Here is a 25,849-nt window from a genome sequence, read left to right on the forward strand (position 1 = left end):
GGAACGTACAGTCATTTCAAACAAAGAGGTCCTTCTAAGCAGGAAGCTGCTCGGAAGGACCTCTTTCTATTTATAAAATTCAATTAAGCATGAGTGCGCATGTTAGCGATCATTTGACGAAGAACCGTTTGCAAGATACCGCCATTGCGATAGTAGTCAACGTCAACCATGCTGTCTAGACGTACAATTGCGTTGAACTCAAATGCTGTTCCGTCTTCACGTACAGCGGTTACTTTCACTTGTTGGCCTGGTAGTACTGCATTGGACAATCCTTCGATAGAGATTACCTCACGACCAGTCAAGCCAAGAGATGCCCAGCTTTGACCCGCTTCGAATTGAAGTGGCATTACGCCCATACCTACCAAGTTGGAACGGTGGATACGCTCGAAGCTTTCAGCGATAACTGCTTTGACGCCTAGCAAGTACGTACCTTTTGCTGCCCAGTCACGGGAGCTTCCTGTACCGTACTCTTTACCTGCGATAACGACGAGATTTTTGCCTTCTGCTTGATACTTCATGGAAGCATCGTAGATTGACATTACTTCGTCAGTTGGCAAGTACTTCGTTACGCCGCCCTCTGTACCCGGTGCAACTTGGTTACGGATACGGATGTTCGCGAATGTACCGCGCATCATTACTTCATGGTTACCACGACGTGAGCCGTAGGAGTTGAAGTCTTTGCGTTGTACGCCATTGTTAATCAAATATTCGCCACCAGGGCTGTCTGCTTTGATGTTACCAGCAGGGGAGATGTGGTCCGTTGTAACGGAATCTCCAAGCAACGCCATAATGTTAGCATCTTTGATGTCGGAAATATCATCAAGATCGTCGCTCAAGTTCTCGAAGAACGGCGGGTTCTGGATGTAAGTGGACTTCGGATCCCACTCATAAGATTCGCCTTTAGGCACTTCGATTGCATTCCAACGCTCATTTTGTGTAAATACGTTCTCGTATTTATCGATGAACATTTGCGGATTGATTGCTTGAGCAACAGCTTGTTGTACTTCTTCAGAAGTAGGCCAAATATCTTTCAAGTATACAGGCTCATTGTTCTGATCGTATCCGATTGGCTCACTGGACAAATCGATATTAACCGTTCCAGCTAGCGCATAAGCAACAACGAGTGGTGGAGATGCCAAGTAGTTAGCTTTCACTTGAGCATGTACACGGCCTTCGAAGTTACGGTTACCGGAAAGTACTGCTGCTACTGTCATATCGTTATCTGCGATTGCTTGGCCTACTTCGTCTGGAAGTGGACCGGAGTTACCGATACAAGTTGCGCAGCCGTAACCAGCTACATGGAAGCCAAGCGCTTCAAGCGGCTCCAACAGGTTCGCCTTCTTCAAGTACTCTGTAACGACGAGGGAACCTGGTGTCAAGCTGCTCTTGACATATTCAGGCTTAACCAAGCCGCGCTCGACTGCTTTCTTCGCAACGAGACCTGCACCAAGCATTACGCTAGGGTTGGATGTATTCGTACAAGATGTGATTGCTGCGATAACTACCGCACCAGTTCCCATCTTGCTAACTTTATTGTTAGGATGCTGAACTGTAACTTCTTCAGCGATCTTCTCATCGGACAAGCCGTAGCCGCCTTTATCCAATGGTGTACGCAAAATGTCGTTGAACTCTTTCTTCATGTTCGTCAGTTCAACACGGTCTTGCGGACGCTTTGGTCCAGCTAAGCTTGGTACAACGGAGCTGATATCAAGCTCGATTGTGTCGGAGAAGTCCGGATCTGCCATGTCAGCTGTACGGAACATGCCTTGTGCTTTGTAGTACTCTTCAACGAGTTGTACTTGCTCTTCTTTACGACCAGTTGCGCGCAAGAAGTTCAATGTTACGTTATCAACTGGAAAGAAGCCGATTGTAGCGCCGTATTCAGGTGCCATGTTCGCAACCGTTGCACGGTCTTCCAAGCCAAGCTGCTCAAGACCAGGACCGTAGAACTCAACGAATTTACCAACAACGCCTTTTTTACGAAGCATTTGTGTAACTGTCAAAGCCAAGTCAGTTGCCGTTGCGCCTTCTGCCAATTTACCTGTTAGTTTGAAGCCGATAACCTCTGGTGTAACGAAGTAAAGTGGTTGTCCAAGCATACCAGCCTCTGCCTCGATACCGCCAACACCCCAACCAACAACACCAAGGCCGTTGATCATCGTTGTATGGGAGTCTGTACCCACTAGAGAGTCAGGGAATACTTCTGTTACGCCGTCTACTTCTTTGGTAGCTGCTACAGAAGCAAGGTACTCCAAGTTAACTTGGTGAACGATACCTGTAGCCGGCGGTACAGCGCGGAAGTTATCGAACGCCGTTTGAGCCCAACGAAGGAAGCGGTAACGTTCTTCGTTGCGTTCGAACTCAATGTTCATATTATATTCAAGAGCGTCTTTACTACCGAATGCATCTACCATGACAGAGTGGTCGATGACGAGGTCTACTGGAACGAGCGGATTGATCTTCTTTGGATCGCCGCCTGCTTTTTTAACCGTGTCACGCATTGCTGCCAAGTCAACGACAACAGGTACGCCTGTGAAGTCTTGCAATACGATACGAGCAGGGATGAACGGAATCTCTTTGTTTCCATCACGCTCTTCAGCCCAGTTCGCGATTTGCTTAACGTGTTCTTGCGTAATTGCACGACCATCGAATTGACGAATTGCTGCCTCAAGAAGAACTTTAATAGAGAACGGTAGGCGAGAAATGCTGTTGAAACCTTGTGTGTTTAGTGCATCCAAGCTGTAGTAACGATAGGACTTGCCTCCGACTGTCAGCTCGCGCTGAGCGGAATATGCATTAGTTCTTGTCATGTAAAGGACCTCCTTCATGGTTGTGATTGCAATATCTAGTTAGTGGTAATCGTTATAAACTCCTCAAATCCTCTTTATCAAATGAATGTTTCATCTAATGAAACCCCATTTCATATTTACAATACAAGTATATCGTTTCTAGTGACGCTGGTAAAGATGTTTTGCTTCAAAAATATGCCTAAATGTTTCACATCGACATGTACAAGACAAGTTGTGCATACATATGAATTTAGATGAATAGGCGATGGACAGGAGGAGGCAGGAAGATGAGGCAGGCATGGAAGACGACATTATATGCTTATGTTGAGCAACATAACCGACACGAAGTAGACGAACGCCCTCAAGCACTTCTTACGCCAATTACGGATAGAAGATATGTGCTCATGATGAGTGAACGCAGGCAGCGGCTGCGCGAATGGTATCGGAGTCGTGAACTTGAGCCAATCAAGTCCCAAACGAAGGCCAAATTGAACCGTGTGCGTGAGGCAGAGGGAGAAGTACATGTTGACTTGGAGTTCCATGTTCAACGTGTCGGCCAGCAAAAAGGAAATACATTAATAGAAGAGCGGCTGGAATCGGAAAGGGTCGTGCTTGTAAAAGAAGAAGGTGATTGGGTCATTGCTCAGATCGAGCATGCTGCTCCAGAACGTAAACCGATGTCAACGCTCATACAGGATAAAAAGCTGCTGCAGGAGCATCGTTCTACGACACGTCCATTTCTGAATCGAAATGTACTTGGACAATCAAAGCCAACCAACTTGACGCCTTATCGCCGTGAAATGGCTGTAGAATATGCAGAATTGTATTGGAATGAACCTAACCCTCAATTTTTACACTTCGAGGTTGATTGTACGAACTATGTATCACAATGTCTCTTTGCAGGTGGAGCACCCATGAACTATACTGGTAAAAGAGAATTAGGCTGGTGGTACAGAGGGATGGTAGCCGATCGAGAAGCGTGGAGCTACAGTTGGGCGGTATCCAATAGCTTAGAGAGTTATTTCACACATAATCAGTCTGGATTGCGAGCAATTGCAGTGGATCACCCAAATGAACTCAAGCTTGGAGATGTTGTCCTTTATGATTGGGACGGCAACGGACATTATCAGCATAGTTCAATCGTAACTGCATTCGATTTGAATGGAATGCCACTCGTGAACGCCCATACGACGAACAGCCGTCACCGTTATTGGGATTATCAAGATTCTTACGCATGGACGGAAGCGACAGCGTATCGCTTTTTCCACATATCAGACGTATTCTAACCGCTTGAAGTTATGAATTGCATGTTGCCGGTATTTTGGTACAGTCAGCGAAGCCTAAGGTGCGTCATGAATAGACTAACTGCGCGAAGTGCGCTATTTGGAGGGGCTTATGGATAAACAACGTAAAATGCGCGTCGGCCTTGTGTACGGCGGCAAATCCGGAGAACATGAAGTATCGTTATCAACAGCGTTCGCAGTTATGAATGCTTTTGACTTTGACAAATATGAAATTATCCCATTCTTTATTACACAAGCAGGGGAATGGCGTGTAGGCAGCTTGATGAACGCACCATTTGCGGATAAAGAGCAGCTGAAATTGCTAGATTCCAAAGGTGGAACAGTTCAAGCAATGGATATGTTGTTCCGCAGCTTGGATCGCAGTGCAAGTACAGCCTCTGAACCTGCTATCGATGTCATGTTCCCGCTTATTCATGGAACGAATGGTGAGGACGGCACGATTCAAGGCTTGTTCGAAATGGCTAATGTACCTTATGTAGGTGCAGGCGTACTGGCATCGGCTGTCGGTATGGATAAGGCGTTTATGAAGCTTGTATTCGCAGATGCAGGTTTGCCGCAAGTCCAATATGTTCATTTTATCGGAGCAGAATGGAATCGTGATCAGGAGCAAATTTTGCGTCAAACGGAAGAGGAACTCGGCTATCCTTGCTTCATTAAGCCAGCTAATCTTGGCTCATCTGTAGGCATTTCGAAGGCGCGTAATCGTGCAGAGCTAATCGCAGCTATCGAGCTTGCTCTTCAATATGATCGCAAAGTCATCATCGAAGAATTTGTAGATGCTCGTGAGGTTGAGGTAAGTGTATTGGGGAATGACGAGCCACAAGCTTCTGTAACGGGAGAAATCATTTCTTCCAATGAATTCTACGACTACAAAGCAAAATATATCGATGGAAAATCCGGCATGCAGATCCCAGCTGAGATCGATACTGAGCTGGCTGCTAGCATTCGTGAAATGGCGGTTCGTGCTTATCGTGCGATTGATGGCTCTGGATTGTCGCGTGTAGACTTCTTCGTTCGTCGTTCCGACAATCAAGTGTTTATTAATGAAGTAAACACGATGCCAGGCTTCACGCCGTACAGTATGTATCCTTTGATGTGGAAAGAAACAGGCAAGCCGTATCAGGAATTGCTGGATGACTTGATTGAACTTGCATTGAATCGTTTTGCAGCGAAACAGAAGCTTCATTATGTAAATGCGTAATCGTAAACATGCATCATCGATAACTACAGGATCGTGAATAGATAATTAAGTAGGAGCGTGCTGCTCAGCTTACTTCGTGTAAGTTGTCGGCACGCTTTTTTTTTGTGAAAGAGATGAAATTTCCGTGGACATACTGATTTCTATATAAGTATCAACGGAGGGAAATCAATATGAAACGGAAAGCTTCAAGGTTTGCTATGTTGGGTGTTATTGTTGCTGCGAATATATTTGTAGCAATACATGTAGGAGCATTTACAAATGAAGAGGTATTTACCGCCTATACGGCTCCTTCAACTGGGGAGCATGACTCCATTCAAGAGCAGCGGGAGCGGCCTATCGGAAAAGAGCATATAGGTTTGAAAATGAAGCGGCTTCAGCTTAGTGAGGTACTCGTTGAACTTGGATTGGGGGCGGATGCTTGGCACAAGGCAACTGCGGAAGGTAAGTCACTTGTTGAGTATGCACATACGAAAGGGGTAGCACGGCAGACCATTGTCCAGAAGATGAGCGCTAGGATACATGAGAAGGTAGAGCAAGAGGTGCGGGTTCGTAAGCTGCCAGCGAAAAAACGAGATCGTTTGAAGAAGATGCTGCAGCTGCGCATCGAGAGGCTTATTGATCGTAAGTTAAATGAGAAGGAATTACTTCGCATTAGCTAATTCTTTGTTAGGATGAGCTGACGAGCTGCGCCTATCTCACATTGCCATCCCGTGGGGTTTCATGCTTCAATAGAAGTATCAGATGTAGGGAGGGGCGGTTATTATGGGGTTCCAGACAGAGTTCAATTCGGTATGCAAGTTTAAAAGCGAGCAAGAGCTGTATGAATTATTAGAATATGGACGCGGGAAGATGAAGAAATCTGGCTTGCGTATTTTCCCAACGGGTCAAAAAGTAATTGCGTATACGCCAGATAATACGGCAGTTGCCATTGTCAAAATCGTTGCTTCTATCGCGGAAATTAACTTCCAGGGAGAAGAGGTAACAGAGGTTGAGATGGAGTTAGTGCGCAAGCTGACGGATGAAGAGTCACGCATACAAACAGCGCTAGCTTTTGAGATGTTCTTTGGCGAGCAGAAAGTGTAAGTCGGTTCATTTTATTACAGTAACTTTTGAGTATATCAAAGGTCATTCCTTTCGGGATGGCCTTTTTTGCATGAAATTTCGTCACTATTACATGTGAAATTGATTCGTTATGAATAAATCGAGGATAAATCATGGAGCGTTCAAAGATGGATCAAAAAGACGTCAAAGATTATCCACTTAAGAAAACAAGAGATCGCATAAGAAACTCAATTATAGCGAAATGATTTAACGCAAAAATAAGAACAGACGTTCGTAATTAATTAATGGGAACTCCATCAAGCGTTTTGTTCTAGACATGTTAAATTGATATTACGAAATCAAACGCAAACGACACACCGGTTCCACAATGGAACAAAGGCGCGGGCAGGCGCAGAACATGTGTGATTCGGTTTGCGTTTGATTTTTTTGTGCCAACATATGTGTTCGAACAGTGGGGACGTTTTTACGACATCTCTACAAGTTGGTTAAGGAGGAGGGGGGAAACGATCTACGATGTGGGAAGCAAGCTATGAGGCGTTGCAAGCTCGGATGCGTTCGCTGCTGCCAGAAGTAACGGCGTGGTATGCAGGGCATTTGCCAGCTGCACCGCAGCGACCTGCTGTGTGGGTGCAGCTCTTAAAGGCTAAAGACGAGCGTGCGAGTGCTAGAACGACAGCGTCAGAAGTGACTTGGCAAGTGGTATATGTGCCACCGTTAATCGGGGATGTGCCCGATGGGCGAGCACAGCTAACCGCAGCTGAGCGTATTCGCAGTCATTTTACTGCTTTACATCAACTGAAAGACAACAGTGGGAACGTGTTCAATAGGGTGTCTGTAAAAGGTGGCACACGAGGAGCAGACACATTTGTCCGCATTACGTTAGCGGCAGAGCTTGAGGATCCGACTGTACAGCATGATCTTATTAAAAAAGTATCTGTTCATTATTAAGGAGGAATAATCGATGGGGTTGCCTAGTGTAGTAATTGAATTCAAACAAAAAGCAGCAAGTGCTGTAGAACAAGGTGCTGTTGGTGTACTGGCACTTGTATTGAAAGATGCATCAGTAAATGAAGTGAAGGAATATACGTTGTTCGGTATCGAGGATGTACCAGCTGGATTGAGTGTTGAAAACTTAGCTTATATTCAACAAGGGATGATTGGTCTTCCTAAGGAAGTGAAGTTGGTTGTGATCCCGGCTGCGGCTGTTGATTATAGCGCTGCATTGGATCGTTTGGAGACAATTACATTCAATGTCGTTGCTTTCCCTGGTGTTAAGGATACTGAAGTTGCGGCTCTATCCACGTGGGCGAAGACGATGTTTACGAATAAAGAGCGCCGTATTCTCGCTGTGCTGCCGCATGCAGCAGCGGATCATCCTGCTGTTATTAACTTTGCTACCGACAACATTGAAGTTGGTGCGAAGACGTATACAGCTAGTCAATATACGGCTCGTATTGCTGGCTTGGTTGCTGGCTTGCCTTTGACGGTGGCACCGACATTCCAAACACTCCCTGAAGTGACGAATGTACCGAAGCTGACGAAGGCAGATGCAGATGCAGCTGTTAAGGCTGGCAAATTGATTTTGTTCCATGACGGCGAAAAAGTGAAAATTGCTCGCGGTGTTACTTCTTTCTTAACGGTTACAGAAGCACTAGGTGCAGACTGGAAGAAGATTAAAGTCGTGCGCATCCTGAACAAGACGTACCACGATATGAAAGCAACGATCGAGGATCATTACGTTGGCAAGGTGCAAAACTCTTATATGAATAAGCTGCTGCTCATTTCTGCAATTAATGCGTATTACGAAGTGTTGGAGCAAGAAGGTATTCTTGATCCAGGTAAAAATATCATTGATATCGATCTAGCTGCGCAGCGTACGTACTTGAAATCGATTCTTGGCGCTGAGGAAGTTGCTAAGATGACAGAGCAGCAGTTGAAAGAAGCGAATACACGTGATCAAGTATTCTTGGCGGCAACACAGCGTCCGTTGGATGCAATCGAAGACGTGAAGATTAGTGTTTATTTGTAAGGAAAATGTTGTTCAAATTATAACTTGTAACGATACGATTAAGGAGGAATTATAGATGGCTTTTACTGGTGAACAAGTAATATCCGGGACGTTTGGTGAGGTATGGATGGCAGGGGATTATGTAGCGGAAGCGCTATCCCTTGAAGCAAAAATCGAGATTGAAAAGGAAGATGTACCTATTACCGGTAAGTTTGCAACAGATTCCAAATTTATGGGCTATAAAGGTACAGGCACGTTGAAAATGCACAAAGCGAATTCTCGTATGATCAAATTGATCAGTGAAAAGATTAAGCGCGGCATTAATCCTCGTTTCAGCATTATCTCCAAACTTAAAGATCCATCTGTTGATGGGGTTGAGATTATTGAGATTAAGGATGCTAGCTTTAATGACCTAAGCTTAATCAACTGGGAATTGAAGAAGAAGGGCGAGATTGAGGCGCCATTTACATTTACAGACTGGGTCGTAACTGCGTCAATTTAATGGTGTGGAATCGACTATGCGGCTTAACGTTTGCTGCAAAAATGAGTCAATGACAGGCGGTGTACAACGTATGCCGTCTTTTTGCTATTTTCATACTTTCATGGAATCAGAAAAGGGGTTATCAATATGAGTAAATCTACATTTGATCTTTTGCTAGGCTTGGGGCAAGGCAAATTGAGCCGTCCTTCTAAAGAAGTAGAGCTTAAGCGTCTTAGCCAGAACGCTGGTGAGCCGGTTGTTTTCAAGTGCCAAGCGTTAACGATGGATGAGTTTGAAGAAATCCAAGAAATCTCCATGTCTGTTAGTAAAAAGGGAGAGTTGGAAAGCTTCAGCGCGAGCCAAGTTCAGCTGTTTACGTTATTGAAAGGTATCGTGGAACCTGATTTAAAAGATAAGCGCTTGCTGGATGCATATGGGGTTTCTACACCGAAACAATTGTTGGAATCTTCGAAGCTTCTTTTGCCTGGTGAAATTACACAGCTTTACAACATCATTTCTTCGCTTTCTGGCTTTGGTGAAGGTTCCTTGGAAGAGTTAAAAAACGAATAAGGTCGGATGGCTATGGCGAAATGCTCTATTACTATTGGAGCCGAAAAGGCATCCGGCCTTCTATTATACAGTCGATGTCAGCGGGCGAGCGACACCTTATCCGTGCGTTTTTTGAGATGGAATTGGAAGAGCGCCATAAGGCCGCGAAGACAGGCAATGTGTTCGTTACGATGTCCGCTTTATAGAGGGGGTGAAGAAGGATGAGTACAGGTACAGGTGGAGCAGCAGCTGGAGGTTCAGGCAGTAGTGCAGGTTCGGCGGGGGCTTCAGGAACGCCGAGTGATGGTGGTGTGAGCAGTCTAGTTGGCTCGATTAATCAGGCTAGGAAGCTGCAGCGCGAGTTCAGAAAGATGCATGAGACCGTGAAAAATATCGGCAAGACGTTGGATGAAATTTTTGATAAGACTTATAAGTTGAAGGTCGACACATCTGCAATCAATGAAGCTAACCCGGATGAGAAGAAGAGGCAAAGAACTGTTGCGGTACAGCCTGCTATAAGTAATAGTAACTGGGGGTTATTCTTCCCCATCCATCTAGGAAATAAACCAATTCAAGTACCAATGACTGCTAATGCGCAGCCAATTGCGAACCAATTATCAGGGCTAGGTAAATTAGCACAAAATGTAGGTAGAATGTTGGCTCAGGGTATAACCTCGGCAGTTGGTAGTGCGATGGATCTGGAGCATCAAATGTTGAGCATGTCACGTACCGTAGGGGATACAAAAAATGATGGATCAGCTGGGCAAAAAACAACTGCATTTGTGAATGATATCCGTGAGCAGGGAGCTAAAGGTCCGTTTTCGGCAGATGAGATGATGAAGGCTGGCATGGATGCTATCAAGATCACTGGCGGTGACACTCAAGCTGCAAAGGACATGCTGACTGCAGCCCAAAATATTGCAGCTTTAAACCCAGGAAAAACAGTAGGGGATGCAGTGAATGCTTTGCAAGAACTTCAGGGTGGCAAAGCAGATGCTTTGGCAGACTTTGGCTTTACAGCAAGCAAAGATAGTTTGAAGGCTGCAAAGGAAGGTAAGTTTTCAGAAGTTAAAAATGACAAAGATATAAGTCTCACTGATACCTTTGCAAATGGAAAAAACGACTATGCGAAAACAGGCAAAGGGATGGCTAATACGCTCAAAAATTCATTAACAGCGGGTTTGCAGGATGCTGGTTCAGGGATGCTTACAGCAATCAAGCCAGGTCTAACCCAGTTAATTACTTTGGTGCAAGGATTCCGTCCTGTGTTTCAAACACTTGGAACATTTGCAGGGGCCGGTATTAGTGCTGTGGTAAGGCATTTGACTGCTTTTGTTAGTTGGATTCAACCTAAGATGCCAGAAATCATTAATGGGATTCAAACGACGGTTGGACAAGTTAGTGCTACGATGGGGCCTATCTTTGAACAATTTATGGGGTTATTTAAAAATGTGTTCACCTGGGTGGATGCGAATATGCCTATTTTCAAAGATGCACTTGGTTCAGTGTTTGCTACCGTTGCTCCTCTTATTAGTACGGTTATGGATGTATTTCAGAGGTTATGGAAGGTATGGGAGGAAGCTTGGCCGACGATTCAAAATATTTTAACGAAGGCTTGGGAAACAATGCAGCCTATTTTCACCTTTTTACAGGATGCCTTGACTTTGGCCGCTTTTGTTATTGAGCAGACGTTCAAGCCTGCTATTGAAATGTTGTGGGGCGTATTTGAGCCGCTTCTGGATGCGATTAAAAACACGATGAGCTGGCTCGGTGATCGATTCGGCAACCTCGTGGACTGGATAACGGGCGAGACAACACCGCCGCAAGACCGTAAAGATCCGCAAGCGAAGCCGCATGCGGCAGGTTTGCGTACGGTGCCGAGAGATAATTATCCAGCCTTGCTTCATAAAAATGAGGCTGTGCTTACTGCTCAGGAAGCGAATCAATATCGCAATGGCAGATTTGGTGGACGCGGCGTTACGATCAATTTAAATCACCCAGTAGCGCGTGAAGAAGCCGACTTTGCAAAATGGGCACAAGTGCTGCGCGCTGAGCTGGAAGGAGCCGTTGTTAACATGGCTTAAAGGAGGTGAACGAGTATGATTGAATTCTGGTTGTCTTTTCGGAACGGCGAGGAGCAGCTTAGACTAGCTGTTCCACCACAAACCTTTGAAATGCAGACGGGATCAACGTTGACTCCGGTTAACATTCATCAGCTTGGAGAAGTCAATGTGATAGGCAAGCGCAGATTAAAGGCTATTTCGCTCAGTTCTTATTTTCCGATTCGAGATGATGGCCTTTGTCAGTATACACATTTCCCTACACCGGAAGTAAGTGTGAAGCGTATCGAAAAGTGGCGCGACAGTGGAGAGCCGATTCGTCTTATTATTTATGGGCAGGGTTTGAGCATTAATGAGGCAATGGCGATTGAGAACTTTAACTATTCACAAAAGCATGGGCCTGAGGATGTCTATTTCACACTTGATTTAAAAGAGTATCGTTTCTTGGATTATCGAAACCCAAGTAATCAAGAGCTGAAGCAAAGAAAACTGCAATTGCTGAAGAATGGGCCTAAATCATATGTAGTGAAAAATGGAGATACGCTGTATTGGATTGCACGTAAGCTGCTTGGTAACGGCAAGAAGTGGCGGAGTCTTGAGAAGCTTAATGCTGATTTGTATTCGAATCATAATTTAGAGCCAGGCGATAAATTTGTACTGAATTGGGGTGCGCTTCGTGAAGCTGATTTATAAATCCCGTTCAGGACATACAGAGGATATTACATCGCTGGTAACTCGTATCACATGGAGCGGCACGTTGAGCGAAGCGGCGCGCAAGCTTGAGTTCTCTGTTCTTACTTCAAAAATGGATCGCAACCTGCCTTATGTAGCTATGGAGGTAGGTGAGGTCGTCATTTTATACGGAGATGATAAGCAGGAGTTGTTTCAAGGTTATATTTTCCGAAAAGGGAAAACACTTAGTGGTTTGGAAGTGAGCTACAGTGCGTATGATCGCCTCATCTATTTGCTGAAATCAAGTGTATCGATGAAGTTTAAAGATTTGCAAGCGGAAAAGATCGTGAAGATGATATGTGCAGATTTGGGTGTGCCTGTCGGAAAGTTACCTGATTCGAAGGTGCCGCTAAGTTTTATTCATATGGGGAAAACGGCTTATGAAGCGATTATGGTAGCTTATACGTTAGTATCAAAAAAGACAAAAGGAAGGCCGTTGTTTATTCCTCGTATGGACAAAGGCAAACTTACCGTTGTTGCCTCTGGAGAAGTCGTTGCGAAAAGAACACTTTCATCTGCTTCGAATTTGCTTGATGCTAGTTACGATGAAGATATCGAGAGTATGATCAATGTTGTTCGTGTTATAGACCAAGATGGCAAGCTTTTCGACACGGTTGAGAATAAAGGTTGGAAAGATAGATACGGTAAACTTCAAGCAACGGTGCAAAAAGAAGACAAGAAAGATGTAAAGACGACGGGTACAGCTCAGCTAATGGGAATGCAAAGAACGGCTTCCGCACAAGTGCAGGGAGGCCCCGATATGATCGATATGATCACAGGACATATGATCAAGATGAATCATGGCTTGTTCGGCAGAACAGGTCTATTTTTTGTTGGTGGGGACACGCATACGTTTGAGAATGGTCAGCATTCAATTCAGTTGGATTTGCAATTCCAGAAGATGATGGATGAGCGAGTTGCCGAATAAGGAGGTGGCGGAATGTCGCAGTGGTCGTGGTTGGTGGATTATATTCGCGAGCAAGGGGCGAAGCTGAATCCGCCTACCATGTTAATTGGAGAAGTAACAGCTTCAATACCCAACTTTAAAGTAAAGGTAATGGGGCTGGAATTAGATCGAGATGAACTATGGATTGCTGATTTTCTACAAGGTCGCGAGTTGTTAGTAGGCGAAAAAGTAGCGGTCATGCCGTTAGTGGATAATCAGCAATTTGTCGTGTTATGCAGGGTGGTGAGACCGTGATGGATACGAGCTTTCCATTTATGGAAGAGACATCGGACACTGCAATAGAGCAAGTAGAAGGACTGCCTTTGTTTCAAGAGTATGCCTGGGACTATGAACAAAATGATTTTGTCTTGCGAGATGGACAGCCTGTTATTTTAGCAGGAAATGAAGCCTTGAAAGTATGGGTATACAAGGTGTTGAAAACGAAGCGCTATCGATATCCGGCATATAGTTCGGAGTATGGCAGCGAGTTTGAAACACTAATCGGCAGCGCCTATACACCTGCTATCCAGCGCAGTGAAGCTGAACGATTTATTCGGGAGGCCTTGCTAGTGAACCCATATATCTCGGACATTGAGCCGCCAGATATCCAATTGATTGGAGACGAACTACGTATACATGTAGTCGTCAATACGATTTACGGGGAGGTGACAGTCGATGTATGAACAGCAAACATGGAGGAAGCTACTTGATGAAATGCTGGAAGGTTTACAAGCTTCGCAAGTAGCCAAACGGGAAGGGACTTTTGTCTATGATGTGCTATCCCCGGCAGCTCTTCAGTTGGAGCAAGTTTATGAGCAGTTGGAAGAGGTGTTAAGGCTAGGTTTCGCTGAGACTACGAATGGTCGTTATCTCGATATGAGAGCTGACGAGCATGGTTTGCAGCGTAAAGCCCCAGAAGCTGCACAAGGCAGCGTTCGATTCAGCGGCCGTGCTGGATCTGTTATTACGAAAGGCGCCATTGTAGCTACCGCAAGTGGGACACTGTTCCAGACAATGCAAGAAGTGATATTCGCAGATACTCAGCCCGTTCGAGTTGATATCGCCGCAGTGGAGTCAGGTGTTTCTGGCAACGTGCCCGCGGGCTTGATTAACGCGGTTATTACGGAGCTGGCGGGTGTGACGTCTGTAACGAACGATAGCCCTACATATGGGGGGTATGAAGGGGAGACAGATAGCGAATTGTTGGCTCGCTTGTTGGCGAAGGTACGTAATCCTGCAACGAGCGGCAATGTGGATCATTATATGCAATGGGCCATGGACATTGCGGGTATAGGGGATGCGAAGGTATTTCCCGTGTGGAACGGCCCTGGAACCGTAAAGGTTGTTCTATTGAGTACAGAAAAAAGTGCTCCAGCTCAGGGATTGATCGATGAGGTGAAGCAGCATATCGAGAAAATGCGTCCGATTGGCGCAGAAGTTACCATTGTTGCGGCTAAGGAAGTTCCTATTCATATCGAAGTGGATGTTTCCTTGACGCAAGAGGGAACTGATCTAGCTCTTGTTCGCGCTGAGATTGAGCGCGGTACGACGGATTATTTGGGCAAGTTAGCATTCCGCGATCCTGTTGTAAGGATTGCACGCATTGCGAATGCTGTGCTGGATTCGTCTTCGGTATTGGATTACACTAGCCTGCGCTTGAACGGCGGAACTCAGAACCTTGTACTGGAAGCTGACCAAGTCGCCGTACTAGGGACGGTGAAGGTTGTATGATCGCAGGCCGTATACAAGAAGGAACTATGAAGTTTGCTTCCAATTCGAATGAAGTTGCAATTGTAAGGGAGCAAATGCGGCAGTCGGTTCCAGAATTTCTACTCGAATCGCTGTTGTATCGGGAATTGTTAGATACAGAAGCGGCTCGACTTGGAAAAGCAGCTGGGGATACGGCGGAACTGCTGCGTCAGTTCTATGTCGATACAGCTACCTTCGGACTGGATAGATGGGAACGTTTTTGCGGCATTCCTGTACAGCCGACGAAGCCACTTGATCAGCGACGAGCGGTTATCAAGTCTAAATTGAGAGGGATTGGCACGGTAACAGCCGACGTCATTCGTAGTGTAGCCGAATCGTATTCGAATGGTGAGGTTAGTGTTCAAGAGTTTGCTTCTCAATATAAGATCGTGATTACGTTCATTGGCAAGATGGGCATTCCACCGAACTTAGAAGATTTACAGGCCTCTCTGCGGGCGTTAATTCCAGCGCATTTGAGTATTGAGTACGAATATACTTACTTGTCTTGGGCCAACTTGGACAAGTTGTTGTTAAGCTGGAACGATTTCGATGATTTGAAGCTGACATGGGCTCAAACCGAAGTATTCGACTACCGCCTGCCGATCGTGCGCTCAAGTATAGGCTTAACGATGGCGGAACAGTGATTAGAAATAAATTAAGGATAAGCATTTAAGGAGGGGATATAACGATGTCATTTACATTTCCAGTAGATGCGAATAACAAGGCTGGTGCTGTGAAACCGATTGGCACAAACGGCTTCACAGTTCCTTCCCAGCAGACAGGTTATGAATCAAAGGAAGTAAAGCGAGTCAAGCTGGAGGCGGGTAAGGCTGCTGTATTGACCTTTTCAACGTTGTGCGAATCATTCGATATCCAAAACTTCGGCGTGGGCGATATCTATATTAATGTAGGTGCTCCTGCTACTGTAGATGGCGCAGATTGTATTCTAGTGCCTGAAGGCATGGGGTACACATTGAATGTACAGGCGAAGGAAATACAGGTGATCTCGGCAGCGGCACCGACCGTGCAAATTGTGGGGGTGCGCTAATGGGTTTATATCCGTTGAACGGGGGTAATCAGCCGAACAAAGAGCCCCATGCGCTGGCACTTCGCGAAGGAACACAAATCGTTGATGTGAAAGAGGCAACACCACTCACGATCGATAACGTGGAGGGACGTACGCTCGTTAATTTGATGGGGATCTCGGGAAGATGCGAGGAACCGCATTTATTTACGAAAGTGCTGCCCCTTGAGGTGTCGCTTGATACTTCTCGTAAAGTTGAAGGCAATGGCTCTTTACTACTCGTATCTACAGTGTCTAATGACTCTTACTACGGTGTTAGTAGAACCATCAATATTAACGCTGATAGTCATTACATTGCGGTTGCCATGGCACACAACATCACAGCATCTGCGCTCCGACTACAAATTCACGGCATGGGTGGAGGCTCTAAGTTCGTAACTGCTGATTCGGAGGGATATGGAGAGTTTGAGCCATTAGCCGTTCGTTTCAAGCCATCGGACTTAGTTGCTACATCTCAAGTGGAAGTTCAGCTTTGGATTAAAACGGCTAGCACGAACGCAGGTGGCAGTTTCGATGCCATTCGTGTATATGAGATTAGTAGGAACGAGTATGACGCAATTGGTAGCATGACGCCGAAACAGATTGCTGCTCGTTACCCATATACGGATACCTTGACGCATGTTATCAATCCGTATGTAGAGGTTACGGGTATGAATTTATGTCCTGATTTCACGCGCTTTGACGTTCACAGTTCAAAGACTATGCAAGTTGTATCCCCGCAAGAGACGAGGATTGTCTTACAAACCGATAATCAAAGCGCGTACTCATTTGACTCGGAGCATTTCGCGGTAGTACCTGGACAAACGTATACGCTCTCCGCTGATATTGAAGGAATCGGGGTAGTGATGGATGTTTATACCAATGTTGCGGGTCAGCCCATTTTGGATACGCCGCAGGTTGGTCGTGACGTGAGGAGCACAACATTTACCGTTCCAGTCGGAGTTCGTTCTGTGCAAGTTCGTATTATTATTGAATCCGGGGCGAAGGCAGGGACTCGGACTGTAAAAAATCCGATGCTAGTCGTTGGTATAACGCCTAAGTCGTACCAACCTCAGAAACGAAGTCTATGGGCGCCTGAGGCTAAGCTCGCATCGCATCCGGTAACGGGTGCAGATGCTGATATATTGTATACGGGAGATGATGGCTCTCCATACGTACTTGAGAAGTGGGAGAAGGTCACTCTAGATGGAAATTTAACATATCGCCATGTTGATAAAGGTGCGGGATTTAAAATATTTTACACAGAAACATTGCCTCCAACGCAGAAGGATACAGCGTTCGTTACAAAGTACGACGGTACGATACTGGGACGCAAGTTGCAGGGGGAAATGCTAACCGCGGCTGATGCTCAGGTGTTAACGGATATTACCGATCCGAATCCTAACCTTCTAGTATTCAGCGTATCAAACGCTGAAAGTGGGTGGGGAGATATGTATTCGCCAACGTCTGAAGAAATTAAAGCTTATTTCTTGGGATGGAAAATGTTCGATGTATCCACGAATGGAGCAGACGGAAACGGAGTATACAATCGCACTGACAGTAAAGAAAAAGGATGGACGCCGTTGGACAGCTATAACGGTACTCGCTACTTCGGCGCTACTGTCACAGTTCCTAATGTAGCCCCTTCACAATTGATTAATGGTAATTACGCGAAGCACAGGGATATACATCCATACCGGTTGCAATATCTAAAATCAAAGCCGAAAATTGTTCGGGTTGAGACATACGATACTGGCGCGTCGCTTGTGTCTGGTGCGAATGTAGTGACGGTTGGCTCGGGCGTCATCTTCCGTGAAAAGGCGGCAGTCCTTACTAGTAAAACGGCTGTAGCTATTGGGGATACACATAGCCCGACAAAACAAAAAATTAAGAAGGCAATTCAAGTTTATAAGGGTGCTCGTAGAGACGGAGTGTGGTATAGGTCGTATATTAACCCACACGGTTTAGAGAAATTTAGAGCGGATATTAGCAATTATGATCCAAACGAAACATATTACATTACGTATGCGGCGTTCATTCCGGCTCTTGTGGCAACTATCAACGTAAAGGCCGCGGCGAACATGCGTGGCACACTTACAGCTCTCGTCGATCAGATGGGTGATGTGAATAGCCGTCTAAGTATGGTTGAGGCGCAGCAGGCAATGGAGGGAATAGAAACCTGGGTTGCACCAACGTTGATGAATGGATGGAAACCGTATGCCGACGGCTATCAAGTACCACGTTACAGTATCGATAACAATGGTATCGTACGACTAGAGGGGCTTATGACCGGAGGGGTTACGGCGGCTAATACGACATTGTTTTATCTTCCAAAAGGATACCGTCCAAAGGGAACACAATTATTTGAGTGCACGGGTGCCGGGAGTGTTGAAAATGTAGCAATAGCTGTACGTATAGATGTAGGCTTTGATGGGCGTGTGTTTATTAATCAAAGTAGTACGAATTTACACGCTGCGTACTTATCCATAAGTGGTATCTCATTTAAAGCAGAACAATAACGTAATAAGAAAAAGAAAGAAATTAACGGAAAATAACTATCAATGAACTTAATATTTCACTTAGTAAAAAGTCCAGCTAACTTCGCAGGGCTTTTTCTTTTATAGAAGGAGGTATAGCATGGCACGGAAATTACCGAATGGCTTGAATCGCTTTGATTCAAACGACTATGTTCGAATGGAACATTTCAATGAGCAATGGGAAATAATCGATAGTACCATCGGAACATTGAAAAAAGCCGACAGTACAGCACAGACTGCGATTAATACTGCAGCCGCTGATATGGAAAATACTCTATCCAAACAAATTTCATTGATTCCTAATGTTCAGACGGTGGCTGTGAAGCGTGATACGTCCCTAACGCTGCGGGAAATGCGTGGTCGTACGTTAATCAACTTGCTTGGGCGTGGAGGTGGATTTTACACCGATGGAGACGGGAACGGAGTCGCTGACGGATGGGGGACTGACTTTGGTCGTACGAACTTCTCGATCTATACGAACTCTGACGGTAGCAAAGTACAGGTCATCAATGCGGTAGCCAATGATGATAATCAGTACGGTCGACGTGTTGACTATATGGGCCGTATTCCGTTTCAACAAGGTGAGAAATACGTATTAATTGTTGAGCAGACGGTAGAGAATGCGAGTATGCAAGGACGTATCGTCGTAGAAAATGCCAACGGGGAAGTAATGATTGAAGAAATAGGCGGCTTAAGTAAGACTGTGGTACGAACGTTTACAAATACGGTTACAGGTCGCGGAAATCTACGATTATATAACTTCTCAACGCTTGGTGCAGTCGGCTGGATGTCTTATAAACAGCCTCGCATTTATCAAATTGATGATGATGCTATCGCAATGATCACGTCTATGACACCAGAACAAGTGGCTGCGAAGTATCCGTATGTTGATGGTATGGCTTTCGTAGATAGTCCGTATATCGAAACGATAGGTGCTAATCTTGTACCACTTTTATCGGAGTGGGAACTTTCTTCAGGCACTTTAATTGGCAATAATACAGTTGAAGTATATACAGATCAGGCTTGGGCAAGAGGGGCGACGTATACCTTTGACGCGCATCCTAATCAAGTATACTCTGGAAGCGTTGAACTAGCAGGCTATGTGTCAGCGGACAAGCATCCTTATACTTCGATAGAATTTTTTGACTCCGCTGGTAAATCGTTGGGCTTCAATAATCGAGTGCCGATGGATAATGGGCGATGCACATTCCAAGCAACATCTCCAGATGGAGCCGTGAAAGGTGCTATGATTATCGCCTGCGTGGGTACAGGCTGGTTTTATTGGACGAATCCTATGCTTACTTTGGGGAGTGAGTCTAAGCCATATACACCGCAGCAGCGTGGACTATGGGCGGCAGAGTGTAGTTTGGGCTCTTTCCCACACACGGGTCGACATAACGATGAATTGTTTACAGGTACGGATGGCAAACCGTACGTAACAGAGATGTGGGAGAAACTTGCTCTCGATGATTCCTATCAATATAAACTGGATTGGCTGGGTCCTTCCTATCACACGATTGTTTTAGATGGCAAATTAATTCCGTTGATTAATGGTGTTGTATACGGAATGAAGTACGACGGAACCATTCTGCGGCCATGGCACACGACAGTAGATACTGGTGACTTTGTATGGGGATTTGGTACAGGAGATAACTTCTACTTGACTATTTCTCATGAAGATAGTGGCTGGGGGCCAAATTATCAACCAACACAGGATGAGATTAAAGCATATTTCTTAGGTTGGCGCATGTACGATAATCGTCACGGGCGAGATTCCAAATACAACGTCACGGACGGTACGGGAAATTATAAAGCATTCAGCCGAATACTAAATAAAAATATCGATAGTGGTACAATAAACATTGTTCCACAAGAGTCTTACGAGGGCTGGACACCTTACCAACTGTCATATCTTCGTAAAAATCCGGTTGCTCGTCCAGTCAAGACGTATGAAACGGGAGCGACGCTGTCAAAGGGAAATAACATCGTAAGAGTTGGCAGTGGAATGGTTATTCGTGAAAAGGTAGTTCCACGCGGCGCAGATGCAGCTGATCCGAACGTACAGATCAACCGAGTAGATTTTGGTAGTGCTTTAAAACATAAAGTGGCTAAATTTAAAGGTGTATATGTGAACAATGCTTACGATTCCACACGTTGGAAGGTCATAACAGCTAATGATGGTACGAGTTATGGGCAGGAACGTTTAGTGACTAGTAGATATAATTTTGAACCGTCTCAAGCTTACTACATCACATACACGAAGCTAGCAACTAGCGCGCCCCCTATTTCGATAATTGCTGAATATGCTGATACACTAGGTGCCTCTACAGCACGTATTGCGCAAGAAGCAGCAGATCTTGCAGCACGTGTGAGCGTATTGGAATTTAGCAAGGGAGAAGCGCCAGTAGTAACGGAGTGGGTCAAGGCTACATTAATCAACGGCTGGACACCAGGAAACGATCGTGATCCAAATTTTGCACCGATGTATCGCAGAAACGGCGATTATATCGAATTTAAAGGATCGTTACAGGGCGGCGTAATCCCACAAGTGGCATTTCATTTGCCGACAGCATTGCAACCAAGATTTTTCCGTAACACACCATTAATATCCACTGCAAACGGTAAAGATGTTGCTTCTCCAGCATCAGCGTGTTATTTAAATGTATCCAAAGAAGGCGTTGTAGTTCGTGGAACGACGGCTAATAATTTTATCCCGCTGGATGGAGTACGTGTACCTCTTTAGAAATCGAGCTTTAAAGTGAGGTAAAAACGAGTCTGACACCTTTGAGTGTTTCAGGAACGAGTAAACAAGGAGGAGACAAAATGAAAGAAGCCATAAAAGTGAATCTTGATGGATTTTACATCGAACCTACGCTTGTTGCGGACTCCGTGACAGGCGTTTTTCCTATTACAGAACTACCGGAAAAGGAATCAGCAAGTACAGACTTTTCCAATACGGAGAAGTCTAACGAGCCAGTAACGGTAGGTTATATGGTGGCAGTAGAAGTGCCAACTGGATTATATAAACCGCGATGGAATTTTGACTTGGAGGAATGGGTAGAGGGGTTAACGCAGCAAGAGATTGATGCTTTGCATCAGAAGCAGCAGGAGCCAGCTTCTACCACAGAAATGATTGGACGTCAGCTCGTTGAACTCAAGCTCCAATCGATGCAGCAGAAAAATGAGATTGACTCCTTAAAGCAGCAGCTAGCCAATGCACAAACAAGCAAATAAATAAAAAAGCTAGCGTAAATAGCTGATAAAAGATTCGCGGCTGCTCAGAATGGTTTAATGACGATTAACAGCGATAAATAGAAGGGAGATAAGGACAATGGAATTTTGGAAATATGCATTCGATATGAATTGGATCAATGCGGAGATTCTTCGTAAAGCTGTGCAAACAACGAGCAATCCATCTGGAGAGATTACACCAGAACAATACCGTGAAATTACATCCATCAATTATGTGTAACACACGTCAACTCAGCCCCCGGACAATCCGGGGGCTTTATTTGTTTATAGGAGAAAATAATATTTCAATCATAGCTGTATGGCAAAAGAGATATATGAAAAAGAACTTGAATAAGAACATCTGTTCGTATATAATAAGAGTATAGATAGTGCAGATGTGAACAAAGGCGGTGCTACGATGCTTTGTGACGTATCTTTCGACCTTCCGGACCTAGACAAGGAAGCGACTCGTAGAAACGTTGAGGCGGTACTGGAGAAATACCGTATGTATAAGCAAATTGGTTATGAAGTGAAAGAAACAAGACTGACCTCTACCTACACGGTGCGTTCTCATGGGCCGACGAACCGAGTAACGGACCAGACGGGTGATATTGCTGCAGACAATGTTGATATTCCTGAGAAGATGCGTACATATTGTGAGCGAGTGGAGAAAGCTGCACAGCGCTTGCCTGAGAAGGAACGGCAGATTATCACCGAGCGCTATTTAAAGGAAGACGGTGTCTATGACTACCAAGTGTACAGCTTTACGTTCGATCCCCCTTTATCCGAATACAGTTACTACAAGCTAAAGTGGAAAGCCATTTCCAAGTTAGCCATCTCGCTTAATGTTCAGGTGTTTGTTGACACGCCTTCTTGATCGATTTCTTCCAAAATACACGCGCGCACATAGCCGGTGGTTGTCTATTTCTCCGGCTTCGTGCAGCATATTTTGTGTTTATGTTCTCTTTATACGCTCCAATCTTCTACCGAGTTTGAGCTGTCCGCATGCCTAAATTCCGAGCTCGGTCTTAATCCAGTGTATCTCCAAATCTCCAAGTATGATCCAATCTCTTGATTGGGATGCTATACAGTAGCAAATCACACATTGGAGGCTACAACTATGCTTGTCCGCTTCGGATATGTAGCGATGTCGGTACTTGTGGAGAATTGTTCGCCTTCACGTACGATGACGTATACGAGCTACTGTAAGATTGATGACCGCGAAGCCGCGATTCGCAAGCTGGAACGGTTGTCTGAGGAGAATTTGACCAATACGCTGCGGTTGTTGAAGCATAATCGTGCTCATCATATTGAGTTGTACCGCTGCTCCAGCAAGCTAATTCCACTCGCCACACATGAAGCGCTCGCAGATTGGGATCCCTTTATCGCTTTGAAAGAACCATTTGCAGCAATTGGTGCGTATGCCAACGAACATGGGATGCGACTGAGCTTCCATCCGGACCACTTTACCGTACTGAGCACGCCTCGGGAAGATGTGCTGCACAATTCGATCCGCGACTTAGGGCATCATCTTCGCATGCTTGAGGCGATGGGATTGGATGCACGAGCAAAGAACAATATTCATATTGGCGGTGCTTATGGCAATAAGAAGGCAGCGGCAGAGCGATTCAAGGCCAATTTTAAGTTGCTGTCAGAACCTATCAAGCAGCGTTTGACACTAGAAAATGACGATAAAACCTTTACCGCTGCAGAGACGCTGGAGGTATGCGAACAGCTTCAAGTTCCGATGGTACTTGATATTCACCATCATTGGGTTAATCATGAGGGGGAGCAGCTAACTGCGCTGTGGCCAAGAATATTGAAGACATGGGATACTGCTTATGCTCAGGCGGACGTCCCTGCTGATGATCCGCTTCCGCCTAAAATTCATGTATCGAGTCCGAAGAGTGAGAAGGATATTCGAGGGCATGCCGATTATGTAGATGTGAAGCCACTGCTAGCTTTCTTAAGGGATATCGCTCCGTATACAAACAGGCTGGACGTTATGATTGAAGCGAAGAAGAAAGATGATGCGCTCTTTAAACTGATGCATGACCTTACTCAGTATGAGGGCGAAGGGGTTTCGCTCGTAAGTCCTGCATCTGTGAGCATCCAATCTTAATGATGGTCGTCACTTGAAAAGATGCGCGAAATACGTTACCTTGTACAAAGAAAGCAAACCGTTTATTTGGAGAATCTTGCACGTGCAGAAATGTACAAGCTGGAGCTTGCCAATTGTTCAACGGTGAGAGGAGGATATGTAAAAGTATGTCCCAAGTATTAGCAGGTAAAAATATCGTCGTCATGGGTGTTGCAAACGATCGTAGTATCGCGTGGGCAATCGCGCAATCGTTGGCAGCTCAAGGCGCAAGACTAGCGTTTACATATGAAAGCGAGCGTGTAGAAGCTCGTGTCCGCAAGTTGGCGGAAACGATTGAAGGTTCTGTGATTCTTCCTTGCAATGTTACAGTGGATGAAGATATCGATCAGCTTGCTGTACAATTGAAAGAGCATTTCGGCACGCTGCATGGTATTGTGCACAGTATCGCATTCGCGAAAACGGAAGAGCTAACAGGCATGTATGTGGACACGTCCCGTGCAGGCTTTGCGCTAGCGCATGATATTAGCGCGTACTCCCTCGTAGCTGTTACGCAGCGTCTACATCCGCTTATGACAGAAGGCGGAAGTGTAATGACGATGACGTATCTAGGTGCTGAGCGTGCAATGAAGAACTACAACGTTATGGGTGTAGCGAAAGCTGCGCTAGAAGCGTCTGTTCGTTACTTGGCAAATGATCTTGGCCAACACAATATCCGCGTAAACGCGATCTCCGCAGGTCCAATTCGTACATTGGCAGCGAAGGGGATTGGCGACTTCAACTCCATCTTGAGACAAGTGGAAGAGAAAGCTCCGCTTCGTCGTACGACAGATGCTGCAGAAGTAGGGGATACGGCGATGTTCTTAATGAGCCCGTGGTCCCGAGGCATTACAGGTGAGGTCATCTACGTGGATGGCGGCTACAACATCGTATCTACTTAGTTGAATGATTGACGGCGGCGATCGAGCTTGTGCGTTTGCCTACCGATTACCACGCGCCTTGCACAGGTGTCTCCTAATGAGACGTTATCCTATGCAGGGCGCTTGTTCTATGTGCCGCTAATAATATGCGGTGCAATTGCGGAAGGCCGCCACTAAGGTTGTGGTTATATTCGAGGCGCTGCGACAATAAATAGAAGCTATGGGCTTCGTTAACACGAAAGAAGGAACTTGGCATGTGGCTTGAGATCGTGCTGCTCGGATTAATTGGATTCGTTGCAGCGACATTCGGCAGTGTGGTCGGTTTAGGTGGAGGAATTATTCTCGTTCCTGGACTGGTTTTTCTTGGACCATGGCTGCTTGGGGAAGCGGTTTCATCTCAGACAGCAGTCGCAACTTCATTAGCTGTCCTCATATTTACAGCGTTATCTTCCACGCTTGCTTACTCCAAAGTAAAGCGAGTAGATTGGAGAAATGGCTTGATCTTCTTCATAACGAGCGGCCCAGGGTCGATGGTTGGTGCACAGCTCGCACAGAATTTTCAAGATAGTTCATTCCAGTTGGCATTTGGCTTTTTTATGTTGGCGATGGCTGTTTTGATGATTGTAAAAGAAAGAATGAAGCCGCTTCAGATTCAATGGCGTCGTATGCAGTTGTTTACAGATGGAACAGGTGTGACGCATGAATATGGTGTGAATATCCCGCTTATGCTGCTGATAGGATTTATGGTCGGCTTAGTTTCGGGATTGTTCGGCATTGGTGGGGGCTCCTTGTTCGTGCCATTAATGGTCTTGTTATTTCGATACCCAGCCCATATTGCAACTGCAACTTCGATGTTTGTCATCTTCCTTAGCTCGATATTGGGCACGACTGTCCATGCATGGAATGGCTCTGTGGACTGGATGCTTGTACTCATCTTGGCTCCAAGTGCGTGGATTGGCGGTAAGTTCGGTGCCGCGATAGCCAATCGAATGTCAGGCAAAGGGCTGCTGTTGCTGCTGCGGCTGACTTTGCTTGTACTTTCTCTTCGTATGATTATAAGTGGATTTATGGCCGATTAGTGGAATTTGATTGATTACGGATATTTGGATGAAACTTCGG

Annotated in this window: 26 protein-coding genes; 25 read left to right on the forward strand and 1 reads right to left on the reverse strand. The window is 45.5% G+C overall.

Annotated features, from left to right (window positions below; all coding sequences use genetic code 11):
- Positions 1-83: 83 nt before the first annotated feature.
- Entirely contained in the window at positions 84-2,810 is a 2,727-nt protein-coding gene (gene acnA / locus FPZ44_RS20860; RefSeq protein ID WP_144993528.1) for an aconitate hydratase AcnA, read from the reverse strand.
- A 266-nt stretch (positions 2,811-3,076) separates the two neighbouring features.
- On the opposite strand from acnA, the gene FPZ44_RS20865 reads away from it, so the two are divergent.
- The 25 genes from FPZ44_RS20865 to FPZ44_RS20980 all read left to right on the forward strand — a co-directional run bounded on the left by FPZ44_RS20865 (position 3,077) and on the right by FPZ44_RS20980 (position 25,809).
- Positions 3,077-4,075, forward strand: a complete 999-nt coding sequence (locus FPZ44_RS20865) for an amidase domain-containing protein (protein WP_144993530.1) — start codon at positions 3,077-3,079, stop codon at positions 4,073-4,075.
- Between the two features lie 109 nt (positions 4,076-4,184).
- A complete protein-coding gene (locus FPZ44_RS20870; protein ID WP_144993532.1) occupies positions 4,185-5,294 on the forward strand; it encodes a D-alanine--D-alanine ligase in 1,110 nt (369 codons plus the stop codon).
- 170 nt (positions 5,295-5,464) lie between these two features.
- Positions 5,465-5,953, forward strand: coding sequence for a hypothetical protein (locus tag FPZ44_RS20875; RefSeq protein ID WP_144993534.1), 489 nt, complete (start codon positions 5,465-5,467; stop codon positions 5,951-5,953).
- Positions 5,954-6,056: 103 nt separating this feature from the next.
- Positions 6,057-6,377: a hypothetical protein gene (locus FPZ44_RS20880; RefSeq protein WP_144993536.1), complete on the forward strand. Its 321-nt coding sequence runs from the start codon at positions 6,057-6,059 to the stop codon at positions 6,375-6,377.
- A 492-nt stretch (positions 6,378-6,869) separates the two neighbouring features.
- Positions 6,870-7,304, forward strand: coding sequence for a hypothetical protein (locus tag FPZ44_RS20885; protein ID WP_144993538.1), 435 nt, complete (start codon positions 6,870-6,872; stop codon positions 7,302-7,304).
- Between the two features lie 13 nt (positions 7,305-7,317).
- Complete coding sequence (locus FPZ44_RS20890; RefSeq protein WP_144993540.1) at positions 7,318-8,385, forward strand: phage tail sheath subtilisin-like domain-containing protein; 1,068 nt, start codon at positions 7,318-7,320, stop codon at positions 8,383-8,385.
- A gap of 55 nt (positions 8,386-8,440) precedes the next feature.
- Positions 8,441-8,866 carry a phage tail tube protein gene (locus FPZ44_RS20895; protein WP_144993541.1) on the forward strand — a complete coding sequence of 142 codons (426 nt, stop codon included), beginning with the start codon at positions 8,441-8,443 and terminating at the stop codon, positions 8,864-8,866.
- 126 nt (positions 8,867-8,992) lie between these two features.
- Positions 8,993-9,415, forward strand: coding sequence for a phage tail assembly chaperone (locus FPZ44_RS20900; protein ID WP_144993543.1), 423 nt, complete (start codon positions 8,993-8,995; stop codon positions 9,413-9,415).
- A gap of 20 nt (positions 9,416-9,435) precedes the next feature.
- A complete protein-coding gene (locus FPZ44_RS26560; RefSeq protein WP_186786168.1) occupies positions 9,436-9,600 on the forward strand; it encodes a hypothetical protein in 165 nt (54 codons plus the stop codon).
- Between the two features lie 15 nt (positions 9,601-9,615).
- A complete protein-coding gene (locus tag FPZ44_RS20905; protein ID WP_144993545.1) occupies positions 9,616-11,478 on the forward strand; it encodes a phage tail protein in 1,863 nt (620 codons plus the stop codon).
- A gap of 15 nt (positions 11,479-11,493) precedes the next feature.
- Positions 11,494-12,147 carry a LysM peptidoglycan-binding domain-containing protein gene (locus FPZ44_RS20910; protein WP_144993547.1) on the forward strand — a complete coding sequence of 218 codons (654 nt, stop codon included), beginning with the start codon at positions 11,494-11,496 and terminating at the stop codon, positions 12,145-12,147.
- Positions 12,131-13,114, forward strand: a complete 984-nt coding sequence (locus tag FPZ44_RS20915; protein ID WP_144993549.1) for an XkdQ/YqbQ family protein — start codon at positions 12,131-12,133, stop codon at positions 13,112-13,114. The genes FPZ44_RS20910 and FPZ44_RS20915 overlap by 17 nt, the downstream gene beginning before the upstream one ends.
- A gap of 12 nt (positions 13,115-13,126) precedes the next feature.
- Positions 13,127-13,387 (forward strand): DUF2577 family protein, encoded by a 261-nt coding sequence (locus FPZ44_RS20920; protein WP_144993551.1) that lies wholly within the window; start codon positions 13,127-13,129, stop codon positions 13,385-13,387.
- A complete protein-coding gene (locus FPZ44_RS20925) occupies positions 13,387-13,815 on the forward strand; it encodes a DUF2634 domain-containing protein (RefSeq protein WP_186786169.1) in 429 nt (142 codons plus the stop codon). The genes FPZ44_RS20920 and FPZ44_RS20925 overlap by 1 nt, the downstream gene beginning before the upstream one ends.
- Positions 13,808-14,863 carry a baseplate J/gp47 family protein gene (locus FPZ44_RS20930; protein WP_144993555.1) on the forward strand — a complete coding sequence of 352 codons (1,056 nt, stop codon included), beginning with the start codon at positions 13,808-13,810 and terminating at the stop codon, positions 14,861-14,863. Before FPZ44_RS20925 ends, FPZ44_RS20930 begins: the two co-directional genes overlap by 8 nt.
- Positions 14,860-15,525 carry a putative phage tail protein gene (locus FPZ44_RS20935; RefSeq protein ID WP_144993557.1) on the forward strand — a complete coding sequence of 222 codons (666 nt, stop codon included), beginning with the start codon at positions 14,860-14,862 and terminating at the stop codon, positions 15,523-15,525. Before FPZ44_RS20930 ends, FPZ44_RS20935 begins: the two co-directional genes overlap by 4 nt.
- Before the next feature lie 44 nt (positions 15,526-15,569).
- Complete coding sequence (locus FPZ44_RS20940) at positions 15,570-15,929, forward strand: hypothetical protein (protein WP_144993558.1); 360 nt, start codon at positions 15,570-15,572, stop codon at positions 15,927-15,929.
- Complete coding sequence (locus FPZ44_RS20945; protein ID WP_144993560.1) at positions 15,929-18,463, forward strand: hypothetical protein; 2,535 nt, start codon at positions 15,929-15,931, stop codon at positions 18,461-18,463. Before FPZ44_RS20940 ends, FPZ44_RS20945 begins: the two co-directional genes overlap by 1 nt.
- A 118-nt stretch (positions 18,464-18,581) precedes the next feature.
- Positions 18,582-21,224: a hypothetical protein gene (locus tag FPZ44_RS20950; protein ID WP_144993562.1), complete on the forward strand. Its 2,643-nt coding sequence runs from the start codon at positions 18,582-18,584 to the stop codon at positions 21,222-21,224.
- Between the two features lie 80 nt (positions 21,225-21,304).
- The gene (locus FPZ44_RS20955) at positions 21,305-21,715 is read left to right on the forward strand and encodes a hypothetical protein (RefSeq protein ID WP_144993563.1); all 411 of its coding nucleotides are present in this window, start codon (positions 21,305-21,307) and stop codon (positions 21,713-21,715) included.
- Positions 21,716-21,812: 97 nt separating this feature from the next.
- On the forward strand, positions 21,813-21,953 hold the full coding sequence (locus FPZ44_RS20960) for an XkdX family protein (protein ID WP_144993565.1): 141 nt from the start codon (positions 21,813-21,815) through the stop codon (positions 21,951-21,953).
- A gap of 177 nt (positions 21,954-22,130) precedes the next feature.
- Positions 22,131-22,589, forward strand: coding sequence for an ArpU family phage packaging/lysis transcriptional regulator (locus FPZ44_RS20965; protein WP_144993567.1), 459 nt, complete (start codon positions 22,131-22,133; stop codon positions 22,587-22,589).
- A gap of 243 nt (positions 22,590-22,832) precedes the next feature.
- Positions 22,833-23,834 (forward strand): UV DNA damage repair endonuclease UvsE, encoded by a 1,002-nt coding sequence (uvsE, locus tag FPZ44_RS20970; protein WP_144993569.1) that lies wholly within the window; start codon positions 22,833-22,835, stop codon positions 23,832-23,834.
- A gap of 146 nt (positions 23,835-23,980) precedes the next feature.
- A complete protein-coding gene (gene fabI, locus FPZ44_RS20975) occupies positions 23,981-24,751 on the forward strand; it encodes an enoyl-ACP reductase FabI (protein ID WP_144993571.1) in 771 nt (256 codons plus the stop codon).
- 233 nt (positions 24,752-24,984) lie between these two features.
- Positions 24,985-25,809 (forward strand): sulfite exporter TauE/SafE family protein, encoded by an 825-nt coding sequence (locus FPZ44_RS20980; protein ID WP_144993573.1) that lies wholly within the window; start codon positions 24,985-24,987, stop codon positions 25,807-25,809.
- Positions 25,810-25,849: the final 40 nt, after the last annotated feature.

The organism is Paenibacillus agilis (assembly GCF_007786455.1).
In the GTDB taxonomy this organism is placed as follows: Bacteria; Bacillota; Bacilli; order Paenibacillales; family Paenibacillaceae; genus Paenibacillus_B; species Paenibacillus_B agilis.

Excerpts from the sequence above, each read along its gene's own strand:
- acnA (WP_144993528.1), bottom strand. The coding sequence starts at position 2,810 with ATGACAAGAACTAATGCATATTCCGCTCAGCGCGAGCTGACAGTCGGA.
- FPZ44_RS20865 (WP_144993530.1), top strand. The coding sequence starts at position 3,077 with ATGAGGCAGGCATGGAAGACGACATTATATGCTTATGTTGAGCAACAT.
- FPZ44_RS20870 (WP_144993532.1), top strand. The coding sequence starts at position 4,185 with ATGGATAAACAACGTAAAATGCGCGTCGGCCTTGTGTACGGCGGCAAA.
- FPZ44_RS20875 (WP_144993534.1), top strand. The coding sequence starts at position 5,465 with ATGAAACGGAAAGCTTCAAGGTTTGCTATGTTGGGTGTTATTGTTGCT.
- FPZ44_RS20880 (WP_144993536.1), top strand. The coding sequence starts at position 6,057 with ATGGGGTTCCAGACAGAGTTCAATTCGGTATGCAAGTTTAAAAGCGAG.
- FPZ44_RS20885 (WP_144993538.1), top strand. The coding sequence starts at position 6,870 with ATGTGGGAAGCAAGCTATGAGGCGTTGCAAGCTCGGATGCGTTCGCTG.
- FPZ44_RS20890 (WP_144993540.1), top strand. The coding sequence starts at position 7,318 with ATGGGGTTGCCTAGTGTAGTAATTGAATTCAAACAAAAAGCAGCAAGT.
- FPZ44_RS20895 (WP_144993541.1), top strand. The coding sequence starts at position 8,441 with ATGGCTTTTACTGGTGAACAAGTAATATCCGGGACGTTTGGTGAGGTA.
- FPZ44_RS20900 (WP_144993543.1), top strand. The coding sequence starts at position 8,993 with ATGAGTAAATCTACATTTGATCTTTTGCTAGGCTTGGGGCAAGGCAAA.
- FPZ44_RS26560 (WP_186786168.1), top strand. The coding sequence starts at position 9,436 with ATGCTCTATTACTATTGGAGCCGAAAAGGCATCCGGCCTTCTATTATA.
- FPZ44_RS20905 (WP_144993545.1), top strand. The coding sequence starts at position 9,616 with ATGAGTACAGGTACAGGTGGAGCAGCAGCTGGAGGTTCAGGCAGTAGT.
- FPZ44_RS20910 (WP_144993547.1), top strand. The coding sequence starts at position 11,494 with ATGATTGAATTCTGGTTGTCTTTTCGGAACGGCGAGGAGCAGCTTAGA.
- FPZ44_RS20920 (WP_144993551.1), top strand. The coding sequence starts at position 13,127 with ATGTCGCAGTGGTCGTGGTTGGTGGATTATATTCGCGAGCAAGGGGCG.
- FPZ44_RS20925 (WP_186786169.1), top strand. The coding sequence starts at position 13,387 with ATGGATACGAGCTTTCCATTTATGGAAGAGACATCGGACACTGCAATA.
- FPZ44_RS20930 (WP_144993555.1), top strand. The coding sequence starts at position 13,808 with ATGTATGAACAGCAAACATGGAGGAAGCTACTTGATGAAATGCTGGAA.
- FPZ44_RS20935 (WP_144993557.1), top strand. The coding sequence starts at position 14,860 with ATGATCGCAGGCCGTATACAAGAAGGAACTATGAAGTTTGCTTCCAAT.
- FPZ44_RS20940 (WP_144993558.1), top strand. The coding sequence starts at position 15,570 with ATGTCATTTACATTTCCAGTAGATGCGAATAACAAGGCTGGTGCTGTG.
- FPZ44_RS20945 (WP_144993560.1), top strand. The coding sequence starts at position 15,929 with ATGGGTTTATATCCGTTGAACGGGGGTAATCAGCCGAACAAAGAGCCC.
- FPZ44_RS20950 (WP_144993562.1), top strand. The coding sequence starts at position 18,582 with ATGGCACGGAAATTACCGAATGGCTTGAATCGCTTTGATTCAAACGAC.
- FPZ44_RS20955 (WP_144993563.1), top strand. The coding sequence starts at position 21,305 with ATGAAAGAAGCCATAAAAGTGAATCTTGATGGATTTTACATCGAACCT.
- FPZ44_RS20960 (WP_144993565.1), top strand. The coding sequence starts at position 21,813 with ATGGAATTTTGGAAATATGCATTCGATATGAATTGGATCAATGCGGAG.
- FPZ44_RS20965 (WP_144993567.1), top strand. The coding sequence starts at position 22,131 with ATGCTTTGTGACGTATCTTTCGACCTTCCGGACCTAGACAAGGAAGCG.
- uvsE (WP_144993569.1), top strand. The coding sequence starts at position 22,833 with ATGCTTGTCCGCTTCGGATATGTAGCGATGTCGGTACTTGTGGAGAAT.
- fabI (WP_144993571.1), top strand. The coding sequence starts at position 23,981 with ATGTCCCAAGTATTAGCAGGTAAAAATATCGTCGTCATGGGTGTTGCA.
- FPZ44_RS20980 (WP_144993573.1), top strand. The coding sequence starts at position 24,985 with ATGTGGCTTGAGATCGTGCTGCTCGGATTAATTGGATTCGTTGCAGCG.